Raw genomic sequence first — 17,971 nt, 5'->3', positions numbered from 1 at the left:
CAGTTCAACGTGGCGGACTTGGTCTCATTCTGGAATCAAGTAAATATCAAATTTACGCAATCCATTCGGCGATAAATAATCCCTGTGCGCCAGCGCCGCCAGCCCCGCTAGCGACGCCGCCACCGCCCCCCACTCCGAAACCGATTCCTACGCCACCATTCCCATTCCCGCTATAACCACCAATACCAGCGGTACCGTAAGGTAAGCCACCACCGTTACTACCGGCATAACTGCCGGATATGGTAGTGCCAGCGGTCCCAGATGTCTGGTAATACGTGACATTGGGAAGTGCTATCACACTTGTCGATAGCACCCCTTGTACATTTGTAACCTGAGCGCCAACGGCTGTCGTTGCTCCAACCCCGCCGCTACCTCCTCCTGCCGAATATACGGTGCCTGCGATAGTAATTTGAGTGGTTCCGCCATCTCCGCCGCTTGCTCCCGAACCGCCAGCGCTTCCCGCCGCTCCAATTACTACCGCATATGCTGTGTTAGCAGACAGTCCACTTAAATAAAATGTCGCCGCTGCTCCCGCACCGCCACCACCGGAGACACCATTGGCAACCAATGCTGAAGCGCCGCCACCGCCTGCACCTACTAGGGTAATTTTAAAAACCGTCGATGTAGTAACGCTAACAGGTGTGATGAAGTTCCCGCTTGCCGTGATTTTTTCAAAACCAAAATTTTTCGACACATTCAACTGACCTAAGTTGACCGCCTGTTGGCTCGCCGTCGCCATCGCCACTTGCTGAGTACCGCCAGGGCAATCCAACAGAATCCAACACAACGCCCCAGAATTCAACAGTGGGCCAACATAAGAGACCAATGTCGCCACGCTGTTAGCTACCAGTTCATTACCCTGCAACGCCTGGCCGCCCAACCCAAAAATCGGTGCTGCGGCATAACCATCCGGAGCGAAAGTTGCATCCGCCAGATTGGTCGTGCCAACTATAAACTTCTGAACGATCCCATTGACTGTCGGGGTAGCACCGAGTGGTACGGCATTTGAAGCTGTATATGAAGTTGTCATTTTTCCAGTTCCGATTTGTGAGGATTGAAGGCCCGCTCTTCATCAGCGGGATTTCAAATATATTCCTTTTCAATCGGCGCCGTTTTTCATTGCGGCATGACGGGCAATCTCAATGCGCCAGGATCGCCACCGCCTGTGTGCCGTAGGCGATCAGGTAACCGCCATGTTCGCGCTGCCAGCCTTGCGCGGCAGCCATGTCGGGGAACCAGTTGGTCTCGAAATCGCGGAACATGCCAAGTTCAAAACGATAGCGGTCCAGCAGCGCAGGCGGCCGTGCGTCGACCTGGCGCGCGCACAGCTCCCAGCTGGCAAAACCGACTTCGCGCGCCAGCGTATGCAGCACGTGCTTGAGTTGCAGGCTGCGGCGCAAGGGGTGGAGTTCGGCCACGGAAATTTCCGGCGTCACCTGCATGGCGACAATGCGGCGCAGGACGGGCAATGCCTCGCTGCTGCGCTCGGAATGTACCGCGCGCAGCAGCCGCTTGGCATAGCGGCGCAGGAAATCGCCGTTGGCGAGGCTGTTGCCGAAACCGGGTTCGGCGATATTTATGGCGTGGGGAAATTGGGTAGACCACATTACGTTTGTTCCTTTCAAGCGTCGTCTCCCGCCACGACTATCAAGGTTCAACGTCTGTGTTCAAGAACCTGAGCAGGTTCCAAGAGGTACTTCCGCAGACGGCAGGTGCATCGGCTTTCGCGGGAATGGGCGCCCTGCCGCGCCCGTGGCCGCATTCTATCCGCAACGGCGCAACTCTGCCAAGCCGGGGGTGGCGGCGATGCGACAGCCGTGCCGGCAAGGCATCAACATTGGCGAGGCTGGCGCTTTCGGGCATGATCGCAACAGCCCCCATCACGAAAAAAGGAGAACCCCTTGCAAACGCTCGCCACTGCCCTGCTCATCCTGATCGCCATCGAGCATGTCTGGATCCTGGTGCTGGAGATGTTCCTGTGGACCAAACCCATCGGCCTGAAGACGTTCGGCCAGTCGCAACAAGCCGCCGAGGCTTCGCGGGTGCTGGCCGCCAACCAGGGCCTGTACAACGGCTTCCTGGCCGCCGGCCTGTTGTGGGGAGTCGCCGCGGGCGAACGTCCGGTGCAGTTGTTTTTCGTCACCTGCGTACTGGTCGCCGGCATCTACGGCGGGCTCACTGCGAAACGCTCCATCCTGTATGTCCAGGCCTTGCCGGCCCTGCTGGCCTTGCTCGCCCTGCTGGCCGCGCGATGACTGGCCAGGCGCCCCGATGAACAAACTCGCGATGGCCATGCTGGCACTGCTCGCCGCCGGCGCACTACGCGCGCAGACTGCCGACAACGCCGAATGGTGGAGCTATCTCTCCGAGCGCGACGGCAAACCCGACAGCGTCCGGCTGGACATGGGGTTGCGCAGGGTGGCGCCGGTTTCCGGCTATCCGTATGTAATCGTCACCGGCGTGGGTTACCGTTCGAGCCGCCCGGACGGCTTGCCCGAGCCGGGCGACGCCGGCCGGCTCAACGCCATCTCGGAAGCGCTGGTGGCGGCCATCGGCCGCAAGACGCGCAGCATTTATGCCGGCACCGTCATCCATAACCTGGAACAACTCAACTATATTTATGTGATCGATCCCAACGGTCTCGGGGAAACCGCCGCGGCGGTCTATGCCAAGCTTTGCCCGGGCTGCGAAATACATACCGAGATCAAGGCCGACGCCGCCTGGTCGAGCTACCGGGATGTCCTGTTCCCCAACGAAGATACGCGCCGCCGTTACGGCCTGCGGCCCTATTGAGGGGGCCTCTCGCAACAGGACGCCGCCGGACGGCGCCAGGCGGGTGGCGTGCCCGGAAAGCGAACGGGAATTTCCCAACATAAAGTTTTCCTTCGATTTGGCCGATAATCATTGTTCACGGTTGCCGCTTCGCACAGGACGTGAAGCAATGACAACTACCGGCCGGCAGCCTGCGATGCCGGCGCGACAACATCAAACACGCTCGGGGAAGGGCAATGAAACAGATCAAACTCAACCTCAAGGATGAGGCATACGAATCGCTGCAACGCGATTACAAGAACTTTGTCCGGCTGTCGACGAAAGTCGATTCGGGCTTCGTTTCCCCGACATTCGACGGTTTCTTGCTGGCCAAGGTCTCGGAAAACCCCCATTTCCTGACCGAGGACGGCGTACAGCACCTGATGCTCTCGGGCCAGTACGCCTGGGCCAAGCGCGCGCTGGACAAGGATTTCCCTGATGTGGTGGAGATCCTGATCTCGCAGGCGTCGAACTACGGCTTTTACATCGCGGTACGCCATGACTGGAGCACGGACGACCTGCTGGCCGCCTCCAAGGCCTGGGCCGCGTCCATCGTCAAGCAAGCCAAGGGCGACGAATCGCAGATCGATATCCTGGCCGCGCAAATCAAGAATTCGGTGACCAGCATCACCGTGGTGCAGGAAAAGCTGAAAACCCCGGCTTCGCAACTGGCGCACGCATTGGTGCAGGAACTGCGCGAGACGCACATCGCCATCGAACATGCCTCCGGCGCGGTGGCGCGCGAAAAGCTGGGCGCGCTGCGCAGCCTGCTGCGGCTGGGACGCGCCTACGGCAATGTATCGGAAAAGGCGGAGCAGGAGATGATCGAGCGTCTGAAGGCGCAGAAGCCCTGGCTATTCACCGAAGGGCCGAAGGGATTCTGGGGCCATGTCGCCGCATGGTGGCGCGGCGTGTGATGGAATAATGCAATGAAGACAAACCAGGCCTGCCGGCGCACGTCCGGCAGGCCTGGTTTGCCTGGAGCCTGCTCACGAGCCGGCGTCAACCTCGCGCATCAGCCTGATGTCGCCATACCAGGCTTCCACCTTTTGCCCGGTGTTATCGGTATCGGTGAGCACGCCCACGCCAATCAGCCGTCCCGGCTTTTCGCCGAACGCCTTCTCGTAGTCCTCCGCCACATTGCGCTTGTATTCCACCCATTGCCCGACATTGACCGTGCCGCTTTCGACCACCAGCATCTGGATGCGCCCGGTACGGGTATTGGCGATCACGCTGCCCACGGGCGCCTTGTTTTCCCAGATGTACATCAGCGTGGCATAGGGCAGCTCATGGCCGGTCAGCAGCTTGGCCGTGTCGAACAGGATGGTGTCCATCAGCGACAGCTTGTCGTGGTCGCCATCGAACGCCAGCACGATGCGCACCGGCGAATCCTCGGTCTCGCGCTGGGTATTGTCGGCGCTGGGGATCAGGGCCGCGGTCTTCCAGTTCCATGACAGCCAGGGTTTCTTGTCGATGTCGATATTGACCTGGTGGCGCAGTCCGGACGATGCCTTGTCGGCATAGGCGCGCAGCACCGTGCGGCCGGCATCTTCGACCAACTGGTAGTCGGTACTCTTCTTCCTGCGCGCCAACGCCAGCGGCTCCCATTCCGCCGGCAGTCCTCCCGGCGCATTGGCGGAGAACAGCGCCAGGGCCCGGTCCAGCCGCGCCTGCTTGGCCGCCGCCTCAGGCGACAACGGCGCCTGCTTTTGCCCGGCGCAGCCTGCCAGCGCCAGTGCGGCGATGGTCAATGCCGCGATCCGCCACGGATGGCGAAAACGGGGAAAAGGGCGCAAGCCTGGAAGAAGCCGCCCAACAGCCGGGGAAAGCCAGAACCGCAAGCAACGCAATGTCATGGAAACAACCAGAAGAGCCGGCCTAGTCGGCCGCAATAACGGAAACTGCGTGACACCCACGGCCCTCGTCGTGCGGGCGCGGTGAACAGGCAGGGGGGAAATCGCACCACATCATACGCGAAGCCGTGCCCGGCCCGACAGCATCCTCAATTCTGCTGGCGCAAGATCTGGATGAACATCTTCGATAACGAAGACAAGGTCGTATTTTTTCGCGTGACGATGCCGTAATGTTCGATCCGGGTTTTCAGCCCGACCGGCAAGATGCACAGCATCTGCTTGGCGGCGAAGAAATGGGCGATGTCCAGCGGCATGACGGCCACCATGCTGGACTGCGCCAGCAAGGTCACCGTGACGAAGGGCGATGCCGTCTCGATCACATTGCCCGGGACTTTCAGGCCATCCAGCTTGAACTCGTGCTCGATCCAGATGCGCATGGGCATATTGCTCGAATACAAAATCCAGGAGGCGTCCGACAGCTCCTGCAAGCGCACCTTGTGCGCGGTGGCCAGCGGATGATCGATGCCGCTGACGATGCACATGGGCTCGCCGCGCAGCATTTCATAGTTGTACAGGTTCGGCTGGGAACTGACCGAGGAGCGCCCGATCATCAGGTCGATGCGTCCCTGGTCGAGCAACAGCAACTGGCGCGCGCTGGTGTCTTCGGTGATTTCGATGGAAACGTCCGGCTGGATCTCGCGCAGGCGCGACAGCGCGCGCGTGACGAAGGGCGCCGCGCCCATGATGGTGCCGATGGACAGGCGGCCGCCGCGGCCGCTGATCATGTTCTGCAGTTCGTCGCGCAGGTTGGCGACGTCGCTTTGGATCAGGCGCGCATAGCGGATCACGCAGCGCCCCAGTTCGGTGGCCTCGATGCCGCGCGGCGAGCGGTCGAACAGGGTGACGCCCAGGGCATCTTCCATTTCATGCAAGGCCTTGGTGGCAGCCGGCTGCGTCATGTGCATCACTTCGGCCGCCTTGTGCAGCGAGCCCTGCTCATCGAGCGCCGTCAGCAAGGCGACCTGCCGGAAACGCAGGCGGCTGACAATGGAACCGACCGAGGGCAATTCCCCCCCGGCCGTCTTGAGTTGGTTATCACCCGATGAATTAAGCTCATTAGACATCGTTTTGTAAGCCTCTTATATTCGGTGCTGCGAAAAACCACAATGCTAGCGCATCTATCGTCCAGCCAAAGCGATGCGTGAAAAAAGCAGGAGACTTTTGCGAAATTGATCTGGCGGAGCAGAAATTCCCGCCAAGTGCGAATCACTGACATCCGATTGCCCTGGCGCCTATCGTGCACTGCAGCGTAACGGGATACGACATGGGAATCGCGCTGTTCAAGCAACAAGAATGACCATCGGAGACAAGGTGAGGCTGATTCAATTTTCGGATCGCGAAGGTGCGCGCCGTGTCGGTATCGTCAACGGGACGACTATCCAGGCGCTGTCGCAGGTCGCCACCATGCGCGAGCTGGCGTTGCTGGCCGTGCGCAACGGCAATGGCCTGGAACGCCAGGCCCAGCTGCTCAATGGGAACCGGCAGGAAGACTACGCCGCCATCCTGCAAGAGCGACGCATCCTGGCGCCGCTGGACCATGAAGACCCGGCCCATTGCCTGGTCTCCGGCGCCGGCGTCACGCACCTGAGCAGCGCCTCCACGCGTGACAAGATGCACCGCACGATCGACGGCGAAGACATGGCCAAGACCGACATCATGCGCATGTTCGAATGGGGCCTGGAAGGCGGCCGCCCGGGCAAGGGCCGGGTCGGCGTGCAGTCGGAGTGGTTTTACAAGGGCGACGGCGACATCGTGGTCGCCCCCGGCCATCCCTTCCCCAGCCCCGACTTTGCGCTGGATGCCGGTGAGGAGCCCGAGCTGGTCGGCCTGTACGTGATCGACGACGAAGGCTGCCCGCGGCGCCTGGGATTTGCCATCGGCAATGAATTTTCCGATCACGTGATGGAGCGCAGGAATTACCTGTACCAGGCGCATTCGAAACTGCGCCATTGCTCCTTCGGGCCGGAACTGCGGGTGGGCATGCCGCCTGCGCACCTGGTCGGGATGACCCGCATCCGCCGCAATGGCCGCGTGATCTGGGAACAGGAATTCCTGACCGGCCAGGACAACATGTGCCACGACATCGAGAACCTGGAGTACCACCACTTCAAGTACAACCAGTTTCTGCGCGCCGGCGACGTGCATGTGCATTACATGGGCGCGGCCAACCTCTCGTTCGCCTCCGGCGTGCGCACGCAGATGGGCGACAGCTTCGAGATCAGCATTCCCGACTTCGGCGAGCCGCTGGTCAATGGCATTGAAATGGCCGCAACGACATTCGGCATCGGCGGCGCCAAGGCCTTGTAAGGCTTGCAGGAACCGTCGGTGAAAGATCGCCGCAAGGCGCATGCAGCAAGCAGTAACAAGCCACCCTGGCACACAGGCCGACAAGAGCCCGCCCACCGGTAGCCGGATCCTTCTGTGCAACCGGCGGCACGCCAGGCGTCAGACCTCAGGTAACAAGAAAGGAGACCACTTCATGTCAACACCCCATCACTCCCGGCCGGGAACGGCGCACATCTGCCGCCGCCATACGTAATCCTGCCACCCGCCCCGTTCCACCGGAGTATCAATGAATTACACATTTGATTTCATGAGTGTGTTCGCCAACTGGGACCGCCTGCTGTACGGCGCCTGGCTGACGATCCAGCTCTCCGCCCTGTCCATCGTGCTCGGCTTCGTGGTCGGCACATTGTGCGCGATCGCCTACCGGAGCAAGAACCCGCTGCTGCATGGCCTGGTGAAGGCTTACGTGGAGATCATCCGCAATACGCCGCTGCTGGTGCAGGTGTTCCTGGTGTTCTTCGGCCTGGCCAGCATCGGCTGGAAGCTGACCGCCGAAACCGCCGCCGTGATCGCACTCACGCTCAACGTCGGCGCCTACACCACCGAGATCATGCGCGCCGGCATCAACTCGATCCATCCCGGCCAGATCGAGGCGGCCGAATGCCTGGGCATGTCCAAGCTGCATGTCTACTGGCATGTGGTGCTGCTGCCGGCGGTGGAGCGCGTCTACCCGTCGCTGACCAGCCAGTTCATCCTGCTGATGCTGGCATCGTCCATCACCTCGCAGATCTCCGCCGAAGAACTGACCGCCACCGCCAACCTGGTGCAGTCGGAAACCTTCCGCAGCTTCGAAGTGTATGTGGTGATCGCGGTGGCCTACCTGGCGCTGTCCTTCCTGTTCCGTGCGGCATTCTGGCTGATCAGCCAGGTCGCGTTCGTCCGCAAGCGCAAGCTCGGCACCAACCTGTGAGCGTGTTATGAACTATTTCAAGGAGACAACGTGAACTCATTCAGTTTTCTACACGTTGAATACCTGCTGCAGGCGGCCGTCTGGACCGTGGTGCTGTCGCTGGTGGCCTTCGTGTTCGGCGGCGTCGCCGGCATCGTGATCGCGCTGTGGCGCGTCTCGCCCAACAAGGCGCTGCGCACCATCGCCAGCTGGTACATCCAGATCGTGCAGGGCATCCCGCTGCTGGTGATCCTGTTCGTGGCCTACTTCGGCCTGGCCATCGCCGGCTTCAAGCTCACGCCGCTGGTGGCGGCCGGCATTTCGTTCGCGATCTACTGCGCGGCCTTCCTCGGGGAAATCTGGCGCGGCTGCATCCAGGCGGTGCCCAAGACCCAGTGGGAAGCGTCGGAATGCCTGGGCTTCAACCGCTTCGAGCAGTTGACCAAGGTGATCCTGCCGCAGGCGACGAAGATCGCCATCCCGCCGACCGTGGGCTTCATGGTGCAGATCGTGAAGAACACCTCGCTGGCCTCGGTGATCGGTTTCGTCGACCTCGCGCGCGCCGGCCAGATCATCAACAACTCGACCTTCCAGCCCTTCACCGTGTTCGGTTGTGTGGCGCTGATCTACTTCTGCCTCTGCTATCCGCTGTCGGCGCTCTCCAAGCATTTCGAAAGGAAATTGAATGTCAGCAATCGTTAAGATCAAGGACCTGCACAAGAGCTTCGGCACCAACAAGGTGTTGAACGGCGTCTCGCTGGATGTGCAGAAGGGCCAGATGGTGGCCATTATCGGCCGCAGCGGCTCGGGCAAGAGCACCCTGCTGCGCTGCCTCAACGGCCTGGAGAAGGTCGATGCCGGCGACATCAACGTCTGCGGCCACGACATCCACCATCCCGACAAGCTCAACCTGCGCGAACTGCGCAAGCAGGTCGGCATCGTGTTCCAGAGCTACAACCTGTTCCCGCACCTGACGGTGGAGCGCAACATCACGCTGGCGCTCACCACCATCAAGAAGATGTCTTCCGACGAAGCCAGGAAGATCGCGCAGAACGTATTGCAACTGGTCGGACTGGAAAACAAGAAGGAAGCCTATCCCGAGCAGCTCTCCGGCGGCCAGCAGCAACGCGTGGCGATCGCCCGTTCGCTGGCGATGGCGCCGGAACTGATGCTGTTCGATGAAGTGACCTCGGCGCTGGATCCGGAACTGACCTCGGAAGTGCTCAAGGTCATGGAAGACCTGGCCAAGCAGGGCATGACCATGGTGCTGGTCACGCACGAAATGGCCTTCGCCCGCAAGCTGGCCGACGTGCTGGTGTTCATGCACCAGGGCAAGGTGTGGGAAGTGGGTCCGCCGGATGAGCTGTTTTCCAATCCCAAGACCGCCGAGCTGCAGAAATTCGTATCCAGCGATCTGTAACACATCAGTCGCATCATCAAGACGACGTACCCAAGCAGTACCTTTCATCTCAGGAGACATCAATGAAAAACCTTTTGAACTTCACCAAAAAAGCCGCCGCCGTGGTGCTGGGCATCGCCTGCTTCGCACAGGTCGCGCACGCCGATGCGCTGGCCGACATCAAGGCCCGCAAGAAAGTGCTGATCGCCATCGACCTGGGCGCGCCCCCGTTCGGCATGACCAGCGCCAAGCTGGAGCCGCAGGGTTCGGACGTGGAGACCGCGCGCGCCCTGGCCAAGGACCTGGGCGTGGAACTGGAAATCGTGCAGGTCACCGGCCCCAACCGCATCCCCTTCCTGATGACCGGCAAGGCCGACATGGTGATCGCATCGTTCTCGATCACGCCGGAACGCCAGAAGGTGGTGTCGTTCTCGCAACCGTACGGCGCCTCGCAGTTCGTGGTGGCCGCGCCCAAGGGCGAGAACATCAAGGGCCTGAATGACCTGGTCGGCAAGCGCGTGGCCGTGGTGCGCGGCAACATGCAGGATTCGCTGCTGACCCCGATCGCTCCCAAGGGCGCGACTATCGTGCGCTTCGATGACGACGCCACGGTGACCGCCGCCATCGTCTCGGGCCAGGTGGATGCTTTCTGCACGCCCAACTCGCTGGCCTCGGCCGTATCCAAGCAGAACCCGTCCAAGAACATCGAAACCAAGTTCGTGATCAAGGACATCCCTTACGCCATCGGCATCCGCAAGAACGAGCCGGCGCTGGAAAAGTGGCTCAACGACTGGATCGGCGTGAACCTGAAGAACGGCAAGCTGGCCGGCATCTACCAGCAATGGGTAGGCAGCCCGATGCCCGACCTGTCGCAGTTCGCCGCGAAGTAATCCTGAAATCCGCGCCGGCGATTCTGCCGGACGCGGATTGTTTGAAACGCTCTCACCGAGATCATCATGAAACCTATTTCTCCCATCATTCGATTGAATCCGGTCGATGATGTCGTCATTGCGCGCCGGCAGCTCATTTCCGGCACCGTGCTGGAAGAGGAAGGCGGCCTCAAGGTCGTCGGCCTGATCCCTGCCGGCCACAAGATGGCGACCCGCGCCATCGCGGCCGGCGAGCCGGTCAAGCGCTATGGCCAGATCATCGGCACCGCCAGCCAAGCCATCGAGCCAGGCCAGCACGTGCACACGCACAATCTGGCGATGGCGGAATTCTCCCGCGAGCACCATTTCGGCGCCGACGTCAAACCGGTCGACTTCGTCGCACAGCCGGCGACCTTCATGGGCATCGTGCGCCCGGACGGTCGCGTGGCCACGCGCAACTACATCGGCGTGCTGACCTCGGTGAACTGCTCGGCCACGGCCGCGCGCGCCATCGCCGACCATTTCCGCCGCGACATCCATCCGGAAGCGCTGGCCGCTTTCCCCAATGTCGACGGCGTGGTGGCGCTGACCCACGGCCTGGGCTGCGCGGTGGACTCGCTGGGCGAACCGCTGCAGATCCTGCGCCGCACCCTGGCCGGCTACGCCAAGCATCCCAACTTCGCCGCCGTGCTGGTGGTGGGCCTGGGCTGCGAGACCAACCAGATCTCGGGCCTGATGGAAAGCCATGACCTGAAGGAAGGCGAATACTTCCATACCTTCACGATCCAGAGCACCGGCGGCACCGCCAAGACGGTGGCGCTGGGTATCGAGAAGATCAAGAAGATGCTGCCCAAGGCCAATGACATCAAGCGCGAACCGGTGTCGGCCAAGCACCTGACGCTGGGCCTGCAATGCGGCGGCTCGGACGGCTACTCGGGCATCACCGCCAACCCGGCGCTGGGTGCGGCGGTCGACTTGCTGGTGCAAAACGGCGGCACCGCGATCCTGTCGGAAACGCCGGAAATCTATGGCGCCGAACACTTGCTGACGCGCCGCGCGGTGTCGTCGGAGGTGGGCCAGAAGCTGCTGGCGCGCATCGACTGGTGGGAGGAATACTGCCGCAAGAACGATGCCGAGATGAACAACAATCCTTCGGCCGGCAACAAGGCGGGCGGGCTGACCACCATCCTGGAAAAGTCGCTGGGCGCGGTGGCCAAGGGCGGCACCACCAACCTGGTGGATGTCTACAAGTACGCCGAGACCGTCACCGCCAAGGGCTTTGTGTTCATGGACACGCCGGGTTACGACCCGATCTCGGCCACCGGCCAGGTCGCCGGCGGCGCCAACATGATCTGCTTCACCACCGGCCGCGGTTCGGCCTATGGCTGCGCACCGTCGCCGTCGCTGAAACTGGCGACCAACACGGCGCTGTGGCAACGCCAGGAAGAAGACATGGATATCAATTGCGGCGAGATCGCGGACGGCATCGCGACGCCGCAGGAGATCGGCGCACGCTTCTTCCAGATGATCCTCGATACCGCATCCGGCAAGAAGACCAAGAGCGAATTGCACGGATACGGACAGGATGAGTTCGTCCCCTGGCATATCGGCGTGTACACCTGAGCTGCATCCCCCTGCTGCCGTTGGCGTCGCTGCCAACGGCAGTGTTGTTTGCGCCCTCCGGCGTTCGCCGTCAGATACGGCGCCGCCGGCAAAGCATCCCCTGGCTTTCATGCATGAGGGTGTTTTGCCAGCGGTGACGCCAACAAGCCAAGTATGGCCAGCTTCATGCGGCCTCAATAACCTAGGAGTCAAGAATATGGCACATGCATTCACTATCCAGGCGCACCTGCCTGAAGACCACGCGCAAGCGACGCTGATCGGGCGCGTCTGGCAGCCGGATGTCGGCCCGGTGCTGGTCAAGGTCGATGCCGATGGCGTGTACGACCTGAGCAAGCTTGCCGCCACCTCCAGCCAGTTGCTGGAACTGGACGATCCGGCCGCAGCGGTGAAGGCCGCGACCGGCCTGGCGCGCCTGGCTTCGCTGCAGGAACTGCTGGATAACGCCGACATTGCCAAGCGCGACACGGCCAAGCCCTGGCTGCTGGCGCCGATCGACCTGCAGGCGGTCAAAGCCAGCGGCGTGACCTTCGTGGCCAGCATGCTGGAACGCGTGATCGAGGAACAGGCGCGCGGCGATGCCGGCCGTGCGGAGTCGGTACGCAAGGCGATCACCGCCGTGATCGGCGACAACCTCTCCAGCGTGGTGCCGGGTTCGCCGGAAGCGGCCAAGCTGAAAGAGGTGCTGCTGGAACAGGGCGTGTGGTCGCAATACCTGGAAGTGGGCATCGGCCCCGACGCCGAGATCTTCACCAAGGCCCAGCCGCTGTCGTCGGTCGGCCTGGGCGATGAAGTCGGCATCCATCCGAAATCGGCCTGGAACAACCCCGAGCCCGAAATCGTGCTGGCCGTCAACAGCCGCGGCAAGGTGGTCGGCGCCACGCTGGGCAACGACGTCAACCTGCGCGATTTCGAGGGCCGCAGCGCGCTGCTGCTGGGCAAGGCCAAGGACAACAACGCCTCTTGCTCGGTCGGGCCTTTTATTCGTCTGTTCGACGCAAACTTTTCAATTGACGACGTGCGCCGCGCCGAACTTACAATGCGGGTCGACGGTACGGAAGGCTTCACGCTCAAGGGCAGCAGCTCGATGTCGATGATCAGCCGCGATCCGCTGCAACTGGTGGAACATGCGATCGGGCCCAACCACCAGTATCCGGATGGTCTGGTACTGTTCCTGGGCACCATGTTCGCGCCGACCCAGGACCGTTTCGGTCCGGGCCAGGGCTTCACGCACCAGGTCGCCGACATCGTGACGATCGCCACGCCCAGGCTGGGCGCGCTGGTCAACACCGTGAATTTCAGCGACAAGACGGCGCCCTGGACTTTCGGCCTGACCGCGCTGCTCAAGAATCTGGCAAAACGACAACTCATCTAAAGGAATCAACATGGCCTCATCCACTGGACGCCTCGCCGGCAAGACCGTTCTGATCACTGCCGCCGCACAAGGCATCGGCCGCGCCTCGACCGAATTGTTCGCCAAGGAAGGCGCGCGCGTGATCGCCACCGACATCAGCAAGCCTCACCTCGACGAACTGGCCGGCATCGCCGGCGTCGAAACCCGCCTGCTGGACGTAACCGACGACGCCGCCATCAAGCAACTGGTAGCCGACATCGGCACCATCGACGTGCTGTTCAACTGCGCGGGCTACGTCGCCGCCGGCAACATCCTGGAATGCGACGACAAGGCCTGGGACTTTTCCTTCAACCTGAACGCCAAGGCGATGTTCCACACCATCCGTGCGGTGCTGCCGGGCATGCTGGCCAAGAAGGCCGGCTCGATCGTCAACATCGCCTCGGCCGCTTCCAGCGTCAAGGGCGTGGCCAATCGCTTCGCCTACGGCGCCTCCAAGGCGGCGGTGGTCGGCCTGACCAAGTCGGTCGCGGCTGACTTCGTGGCGCAGGGCGTACGCTGCAACGCGATCTGCCCGGGCACCATCGAATCGCCGTCGCTGAACCAGCGCATCTCCGCCCAGGCCAAGGAAACCGGCAAGAGCGAAGCCGAGGTGCGCGCGGCCTTCGTCGCCCGCCAACCGATGGGCCGCGTCGGCAAGGCCGAGGAAGTCGCCGCGCTGGCGCTGTACCTGGCCTCGGACGAGTCGAACTTCACCACCGGCTCGATCCACATGATCGACGGCGGCTGGTCGAACTGATCGCGGCATCGATCTGTGCATCGGCATCGCAGGAGCGGGCCTGCCCGGCCTGAATGCCTGCCAAAAGAAAACGGCATGTGTTTCGACACATGCCGTTTTTCATTGCTGAGGCAGCTTGCGGCACAGGTTTGTGAATCGGCGGCTGCGGCGCATAATGTGTCTTTCCGTCATCCTTTCCCTTCCCATGACCGACATATCCCCGCCATCCGAACAGATCACGGCTGCCTTTGACCAACCGATGCTGCTGGGCGAATCGCCGTTGTGGCATGCCGAAGAGGCGGCGCTGTACTGGATCGACATTCCCGGCAAGGCGGTGCATCGCCTGCAGATCGAAAGCCGGCAGCATACATCCTGGCCGATGCCGCAAGAACCCGGCGCCATCGTCAAGCATGCCCAGGAGGGCCTGGTGGTGGCGCTGCGTTCCGGCATGGCGCACCTCAATACGCAGACCGGCGCGCTGTCGCCGCTGCTGGCGGCGCCTTACGACACCGCCCGCATCCGCTTCAACGATGGCCGCTGCGATGCCGCCGGCCGTTTCTGGTGCGGCACCATCTACGAACCGCGCGATCGCGAAGCCGGCACACTGTACTGTTTCGAACGCAACGGCCTGCGCGATGCCCACCATCCGGTGACTACCTCCAACGGCGTGGCGTTCAGCCCCGACCAGCGCCTGCTGTACCACTCGAACACGCCGGCGCACCGCATCAACGTCTACGACTATGACCTGGCCACGGGCACGGCCGGCAACTGCCGCCTGCTGCGCCAGTTCGATGCCGACAAGAGTTCGCCCGATTATGGCGGCCGCCCCGACGGCGCCGCGGTGGATAGCGAAGGCGCCTACTGGTGCGCCATGTTCGAGGGCGGACGCGTGCTGCGGCTGTCGCCGCAAGGCGAGATCCTGCGCGAGATCCGCTTGCCGGCACGCTGCCCGACCATGGTGGCCTTCGGCGGCGCCGACCTGCGCACGCTGTACATCACGACCGGGCGTAATGGCCGCAGCGATAGCGAATTGCAGCAATATCCGCTGTCGGGATGCGTGCTGTCGCTGCGCGTGGATGTGCCGGGGCGCCTGGAATACAGTTACCGGCCCTGATTTTCCCGGCACGCCGGATGACAAAAAGACCAGCATCGGGAGACTATGCCATGAGCCCCATGAGCCCCATGAGCCCCATGAGCCGTTACCTGCTCGCACTCGACCAGGGCACCACCAGTTCGCGCGCCATTCTGTTTGACCGCCAGGGCCGCATCGCCGCCATCGAGCAAAAAGAGTTTGCGCAGCATTACCCGCAATCCGGATGGGTAGAGCATGACGCCAACGACATCTGGCGCTCGCAGCTTGAAGTCGCCCAGGCCGTGCTCAAGAACAATCATGTGAAAGCCGGCGACATTGACGCCATCGGCATCACCAACCAGCGCGAGACCACCGTGGTGTGGGATCGCAAGAGCGGCGAACCGGTCTGCCCGGCCATCGTGTGGCAGGATCGCCGCACCGCCGGCCTGTGCGACCGGCTGCGCGGCGAAGGCAAGGAAGAACTGTTCGCCCGCAAGACCGGCCTGGTGCTGGACGCGTATTTCGCCGGCACCAAGCTGAACTGGATCCTGGAGAACGTGCCGGATGCCCGCGCGCGCGCCGAGCGCGGCGAGCTGGCGTTCGGCACCGTCGATTCCTGGCTGGTCTACAAGCTCAGCGGGGAACATGTTACCGACAGCAGCAATGCCTCGCGCAGCCTGCTGTTCGACATCCACCGCTGCGAATGGGACGATGAACTCATGGCGGTGCTGCAAGTGCCGCGCTCCATGTTGCCGCGCGTGGTGGCCAGCAGCGGCGTCGCGGCGCAGGCCAAAGCCGAATGGTTCGGGAGCGCCCTGCCGATTACCGGCATCGCCGGCGACCAGCAGGCCGCCACGTTCGGGCAGGCCTGCCTGCGTGAAGGCATGGTCAAGAATACCTACGGCACCGGCTGTTTCATGCTGATGCAGACCGGCGCGCAAGCCGCCGTGTCGAAGAACAAGTTGCTCACGACCATCGGCTGGACCCTGGCGGCAAAAGATGGCGCCCCGCCCCGGACCTCGTACATGCTTGAGGGCAGTGTCTTTGTCGCGGGTGCGGTGGTGCAGTGGCTGCGCGATGGCCTGGGCGTGATCGAAAAATCCTCCGATGTCGAGGCGCTGGCAGCACAGGCGCCGGACAATGGCGGCGTGTATTTCGTGCCGGCCTTTACCGGACTCGGCACGCCGTATTGGGATCCTTACGCGCGCGGCAGCATCAGCGGCCTCACGCGCGGCTCGACCAAGGCGCATCTGGCCCGCGCCGCGCTGGAAAGCATCGCTTACCAGACCGCCGATGTATTGGAAGCAATGCAAAAGGATGCCGCCATCCCGCTCAAGGAACTGCGAGTAGACGGCGGCGGCGCACGCAATGACTTGCTGATGCAATTCCAGGCGGACATGCTGGGCGTGCCGGTGGTGCGTCCGCAAGTCACGGAAACGACCGCGCTGGGCGCCGCTTACCTGGCCGGGCTGGCCACCGGGTTTTGGCATTCCCAGGAAGAGATTTCCGCCATGTGGCAAGTCGAGCGCCTGTTTGAACCGGCAATGGCGGCCGGTTTGCGCGATGAACTCCTGATGCGCTGGCATAAGGCGGTGGGATGCTCGCGGGGATGGATACAGGACTGAAACGCGGCGCCCGCCCGATGGCGCCGCTCTTTTTCCTTTGTGCCGCTGAAGACCAGACGCGAACGAGGCCAAAATCAGACACGCGAGTATGCATTTCCGATGATTGTGAGAAAATACTGCGTTATCGCGGATACAGTATCCGCACCAGATTTCGTCTGACACCGACATCCATCAATACTATTTACGCGTCGAAAGAATATCTATGACTAAATTGAAGAGCCTGGTCGCCAAACTTGCATTCGTCGGCATCGCCTCCATCGCTGTCCAAGCACCGAGCTACGCCATCGACGGCATGTCGCTGGAATACGGCACCGGCAACAACACCCAGCTGGTTCGCCTCGGCGCCCAGTGGAACTGGGGCCCGAACTGGAATTTCTGGCAGTCGAACGGCACGCATATCGGTGGCTACTGGGATCTGTCGCTGGCCAACTGGCGCATGAACCACTATAACAACACGAATGACAGCGGCAACCTGATCGATCTCGGCCTGACCCCGGTGCTCCGCTTCCAGCGCGATGACGGCAAGGGCTTCTATGGCGAAGCCGGCATCGGCGTCCACCTGTTCTCCAAGCTGTATCGCAACAACGACAAGGTCCTGTCGACGGCCTTCCAGTTCGGCGACCACATCGGCGCCGGCTATGTGTTCACCAACGGCCTGGACCTGGGCATCCGCTTGCAGCACTTCTCGAACGGCGGCATCAAGCAACCTAACGGCGGCGTGAACTTCGCCGTGGCGCGTGTGGCGTACAAGTTCTAAGATCGGCAGCGAAAATTCGCAGTGCTAAAAAGCCGGCTTTGCCGGCTTTTTTTGCGCGCTTTGATGACATCCACAACCTACTCTGGCCGGCAAGTGCGCGAGTTCATCTATGAACGATTTCAGCGGCGGTTGGCGGCACCGGATTGTGTGTGAGCAAAGACAGAAGCCGCATTCATCCCGGGATGGGTCAATTATTCTGCAAATGCCCGTCTCCGCAAACTGAAGGACTGTTGCGCCCTATTGGCGGCATCAAGACAATTGCGAGTGGATGCTTACAGGGTAATTTGAAAGGGTTTTATCGCACTGCATGCGGCACATGCGGAATACGAATGGATCTGTCAGGGATGTGTTGCAGGAGTTGGCGCGCGAGCGGGGGGGAAGCGTGTGATGAAGTTCGCCTGCAGAGGCAGTCGAATCCAAATTCTTAACGCTAAAACTCAAATCGCGAATCGCAAAGTGCAAAGCGCAAAGCAAAAAGCCTCCCCATCAGAGATGGAGAGGCTATTGCGGAGTAACAAGCCTGACGATGACCTACTTTCAC

General features: G+C 61.9%; 18 protein-coding genes. 14 read left to right on the top strand and 4 right to left on the bottom strand.

Annotated elements, in window-relative coordinates; translation table 11 throughout:
- Window positions 1-52: 52 nt before the first annotated feature.
- Both AC07N6_RS21990 and AC07N6_RS21985 read right to left on the bottom strand, forming a co-directional pair.
- Window positions 53-1,030, bottom strand: a complete 978-nt coding sequence (locus AC07N6_RS21990) for a hypothetical protein (RefSeq protein WP_494783371.1) — start codon at window positions 1,028-1,030, stop codon at window positions 53-55.
- Window positions 1,031-1,139: 109 nt separating this feature from the next.
- Window positions 1,140-1,607, bottom strand: coding sequence for a hypothetical protein (locus tag AC07N6_RS21985; protein ID WP_494783372.1), 468 nt, complete (start codon window positions 1,605-1,607; stop codon window positions 1,140-1,142).
- A 294-nt stretch (window positions 1,608-1,901) separates the two neighbouring features.
- Here AC07N6_RS21985 and AC07N6_RS21980 point away from each other — a divergent pair, with 294 nt between their 5' ends.
- The 3 genes from AC07N6_RS21980 to AC07N6_RS21970 all read left to right on the top strand — a co-directional run bounded on the left by AC07N6_RS21980 (window position 1,902) and on the right by AC07N6_RS21970 (window position 3,728).
- Window positions 1,902-2,255 (top strand): DUF1304 domain-containing protein, encoded by a 354-nt coding sequence (locus tag AC07N6_RS21980; RefSeq protein ID WP_494783373.1) that lies wholly within the window; start codon window positions 1,902-1,904, stop codon window positions 2,253-2,255.
- A 16-nt stretch (window positions 2,256-2,271) separates the two neighbouring features.
- Window positions 2,272-2,793, top strand: a complete 522-nt coding sequence (locus tag AC07N6_RS21975) for a DUF695 domain-containing protein (RefSeq protein ID WP_494783374.1) — start codon at window positions 2,272-2,274, stop codon at window positions 2,791-2,793.
- Between the two features lie 215 nt (window positions 2,794-3,008).
- Window positions 3,009-3,728, top strand: coding sequence for a DUF4088 family protein (locus tag AC07N6_RS21970; RefSeq protein WP_494783375.1), 720 nt, complete (start codon window positions 3,009-3,011; stop codon window positions 3,726-3,728).
- 72 nt (window positions 3,729-3,800) lie between these two features.
- Here AC07N6_RS21970 and AC07N6_RS21965 read toward each other — a convergent pair whose 3' ends face one another.
- Together AC07N6_RS21965 and AC07N6_RS21960 are read right to left on the bottom strand one after the other, a co-directional pair.
- A complete protein-coding gene (locus AC07N6_RS21965; protein WP_494783376.1) occupies window positions 3,801-4,562 on the bottom strand; it encodes a DUF3047 domain-containing protein in 762 nt (253 codons plus the stop codon).
- A gap of 251 nt (window positions 4,563-4,813) precedes the next feature.
- The gene (locus AC07N6_RS21960) at window positions 4,814-5,788 is read right to left on the bottom strand and encodes a LysR family transcriptional regulator (protein WP_494783377.1); all 975 of its coding nucleotides are present in this window, start codon (window positions 5,786-5,788) and stop codon (window positions 4,814-4,816) included.
- 247 nt (window positions 5,789-6,035) lie between these two features.
- Between AC07N6_RS21960 and araD1 the strand changes: the two genes are divergently transcribed.
- From araD1 to AC07N6_RS21905, 11 genes are all read left to right on the top strand, one after another.
- A complete protein-coding gene (gene araD1 / locus AC07N6_RS21955) occupies window positions 6,036-7,031 on the top strand; it encodes an AraD1 family protein (protein ID WP_494783388.1) in 996 nt (331 codons plus the stop codon).
- Window positions 7,032-7,296: 265 nt separating this feature from the next.
- A complete protein-coding gene (locus tag AC07N6_RS21950) occupies window positions 7,297-7,980 on the top strand; it encodes an amino acid ABC transporter permease (RefSeq protein WP_141911333.1) in 684 nt (227 codons plus the stop codon).
- Between the two features lie 30 nt (window positions 7,981-8,010).
- Window positions 8,011-8,661: an amino acid ABC transporter permease gene (locus AC07N6_RS21945; RefSeq protein WP_494783378.1), complete on the top strand. Its 651-nt coding sequence runs from the start codon at window positions 8,011-8,013 to the stop codon at window positions 8,659-8,661.
- The gene (locus AC07N6_RS21940; RefSeq protein ID WP_494783379.1) at window positions 8,645-9,379 is read left to right on the top strand and encodes an amino acid ABC transporter ATP-binding protein; all 735 of its coding nucleotides are present in this window, start codon (window positions 8,645-8,647) and stop codon (window positions 9,377-9,379) included. The genes AC07N6_RS21945 and AC07N6_RS21940 overlap by 17 nt, the downstream gene beginning before the upstream one ends.
- A 62-nt stretch (window positions 9,380-9,441) precedes the next feature.
- Window positions 9,442-10,248 (top strand): transporter substrate-binding domain-containing protein, encoded by an 807-nt coding sequence (locus AC07N6_RS21935; RefSeq protein ID WP_494783380.1) that lies wholly within the window; start codon window positions 9,442-9,444, stop codon window positions 10,246-10,248.
- 66 nt (window positions 10,249-10,314) lie between these two features.
- Window positions 10,315-11,850: a UxaA family hydrolase gene (locus AC07N6_RS21930; RefSeq protein WP_494783381.1), complete on the top strand. Its 1,536-nt coding sequence runs from the start codon at window positions 10,315-10,317 to the stop codon at window positions 11,848-11,850.
- A gap of 196 nt (window positions 11,851-12,046) precedes the next feature.
- Complete coding sequence (locus AC07N6_RS21925; protein WP_494783382.1) at window positions 12,047-13,222, top strand: fumarylacetoacetate hydrolase family protein; 1,176 nt, start codon at window positions 12,047-12,049, stop codon at window positions 13,220-13,222.
- A 10-nt stretch (window positions 13,223-13,232) separates the two neighbouring features.
- A complete protein-coding gene (locus AC07N6_RS21920; RefSeq protein ID WP_494783383.1) occupies window positions 13,233-13,997 on the top strand; it encodes an SDR family oxidoreductase in 765 nt (254 codons plus the stop codon).
- A 184-nt stretch (window positions 13,998-14,181) separates the two neighbouring features.
- Entirely contained in the window at window positions 14,182-15,090 is a 909-nt protein-coding gene (locus AC07N6_RS21915; RefSeq protein WP_494783384.1) for an SMP-30/gluconolactonase/LRE family protein, read from the top strand.
- 77 nt (window positions 15,091-15,167) lie between these two features.
- Complete coding sequence (glpK, locus tag AC07N6_RS21910; protein WP_494783389.1) at window positions 15,168-16,673, top strand: glycerol kinase GlpK; 1,506 nt, start codon at window positions 15,168-15,170, stop codon at window positions 16,671-16,673.
- Window positions 16,674-16,875: 202 nt separating this feature from the next.
- Window positions 16,876-17,430 (top strand): acyloxyacyl hydrolase, encoded by a 555-nt coding sequence (locus AC07N6_RS21905; protein ID WP_494783385.1) that lies wholly within the window; start codon window positions 16,876-16,878, stop codon window positions 17,428-17,430.
- Window positions 17,431-17,971: the final 541 nt, after the last annotated feature.

The organism is Herbaspirillum sp. GW821-FHT09A12, from assembly GCF_059418325.1.
Note: the sequence above shows the minus strand (reverse complement) of the source record. Positions and strands in the feature narration are given on the sequence as shown.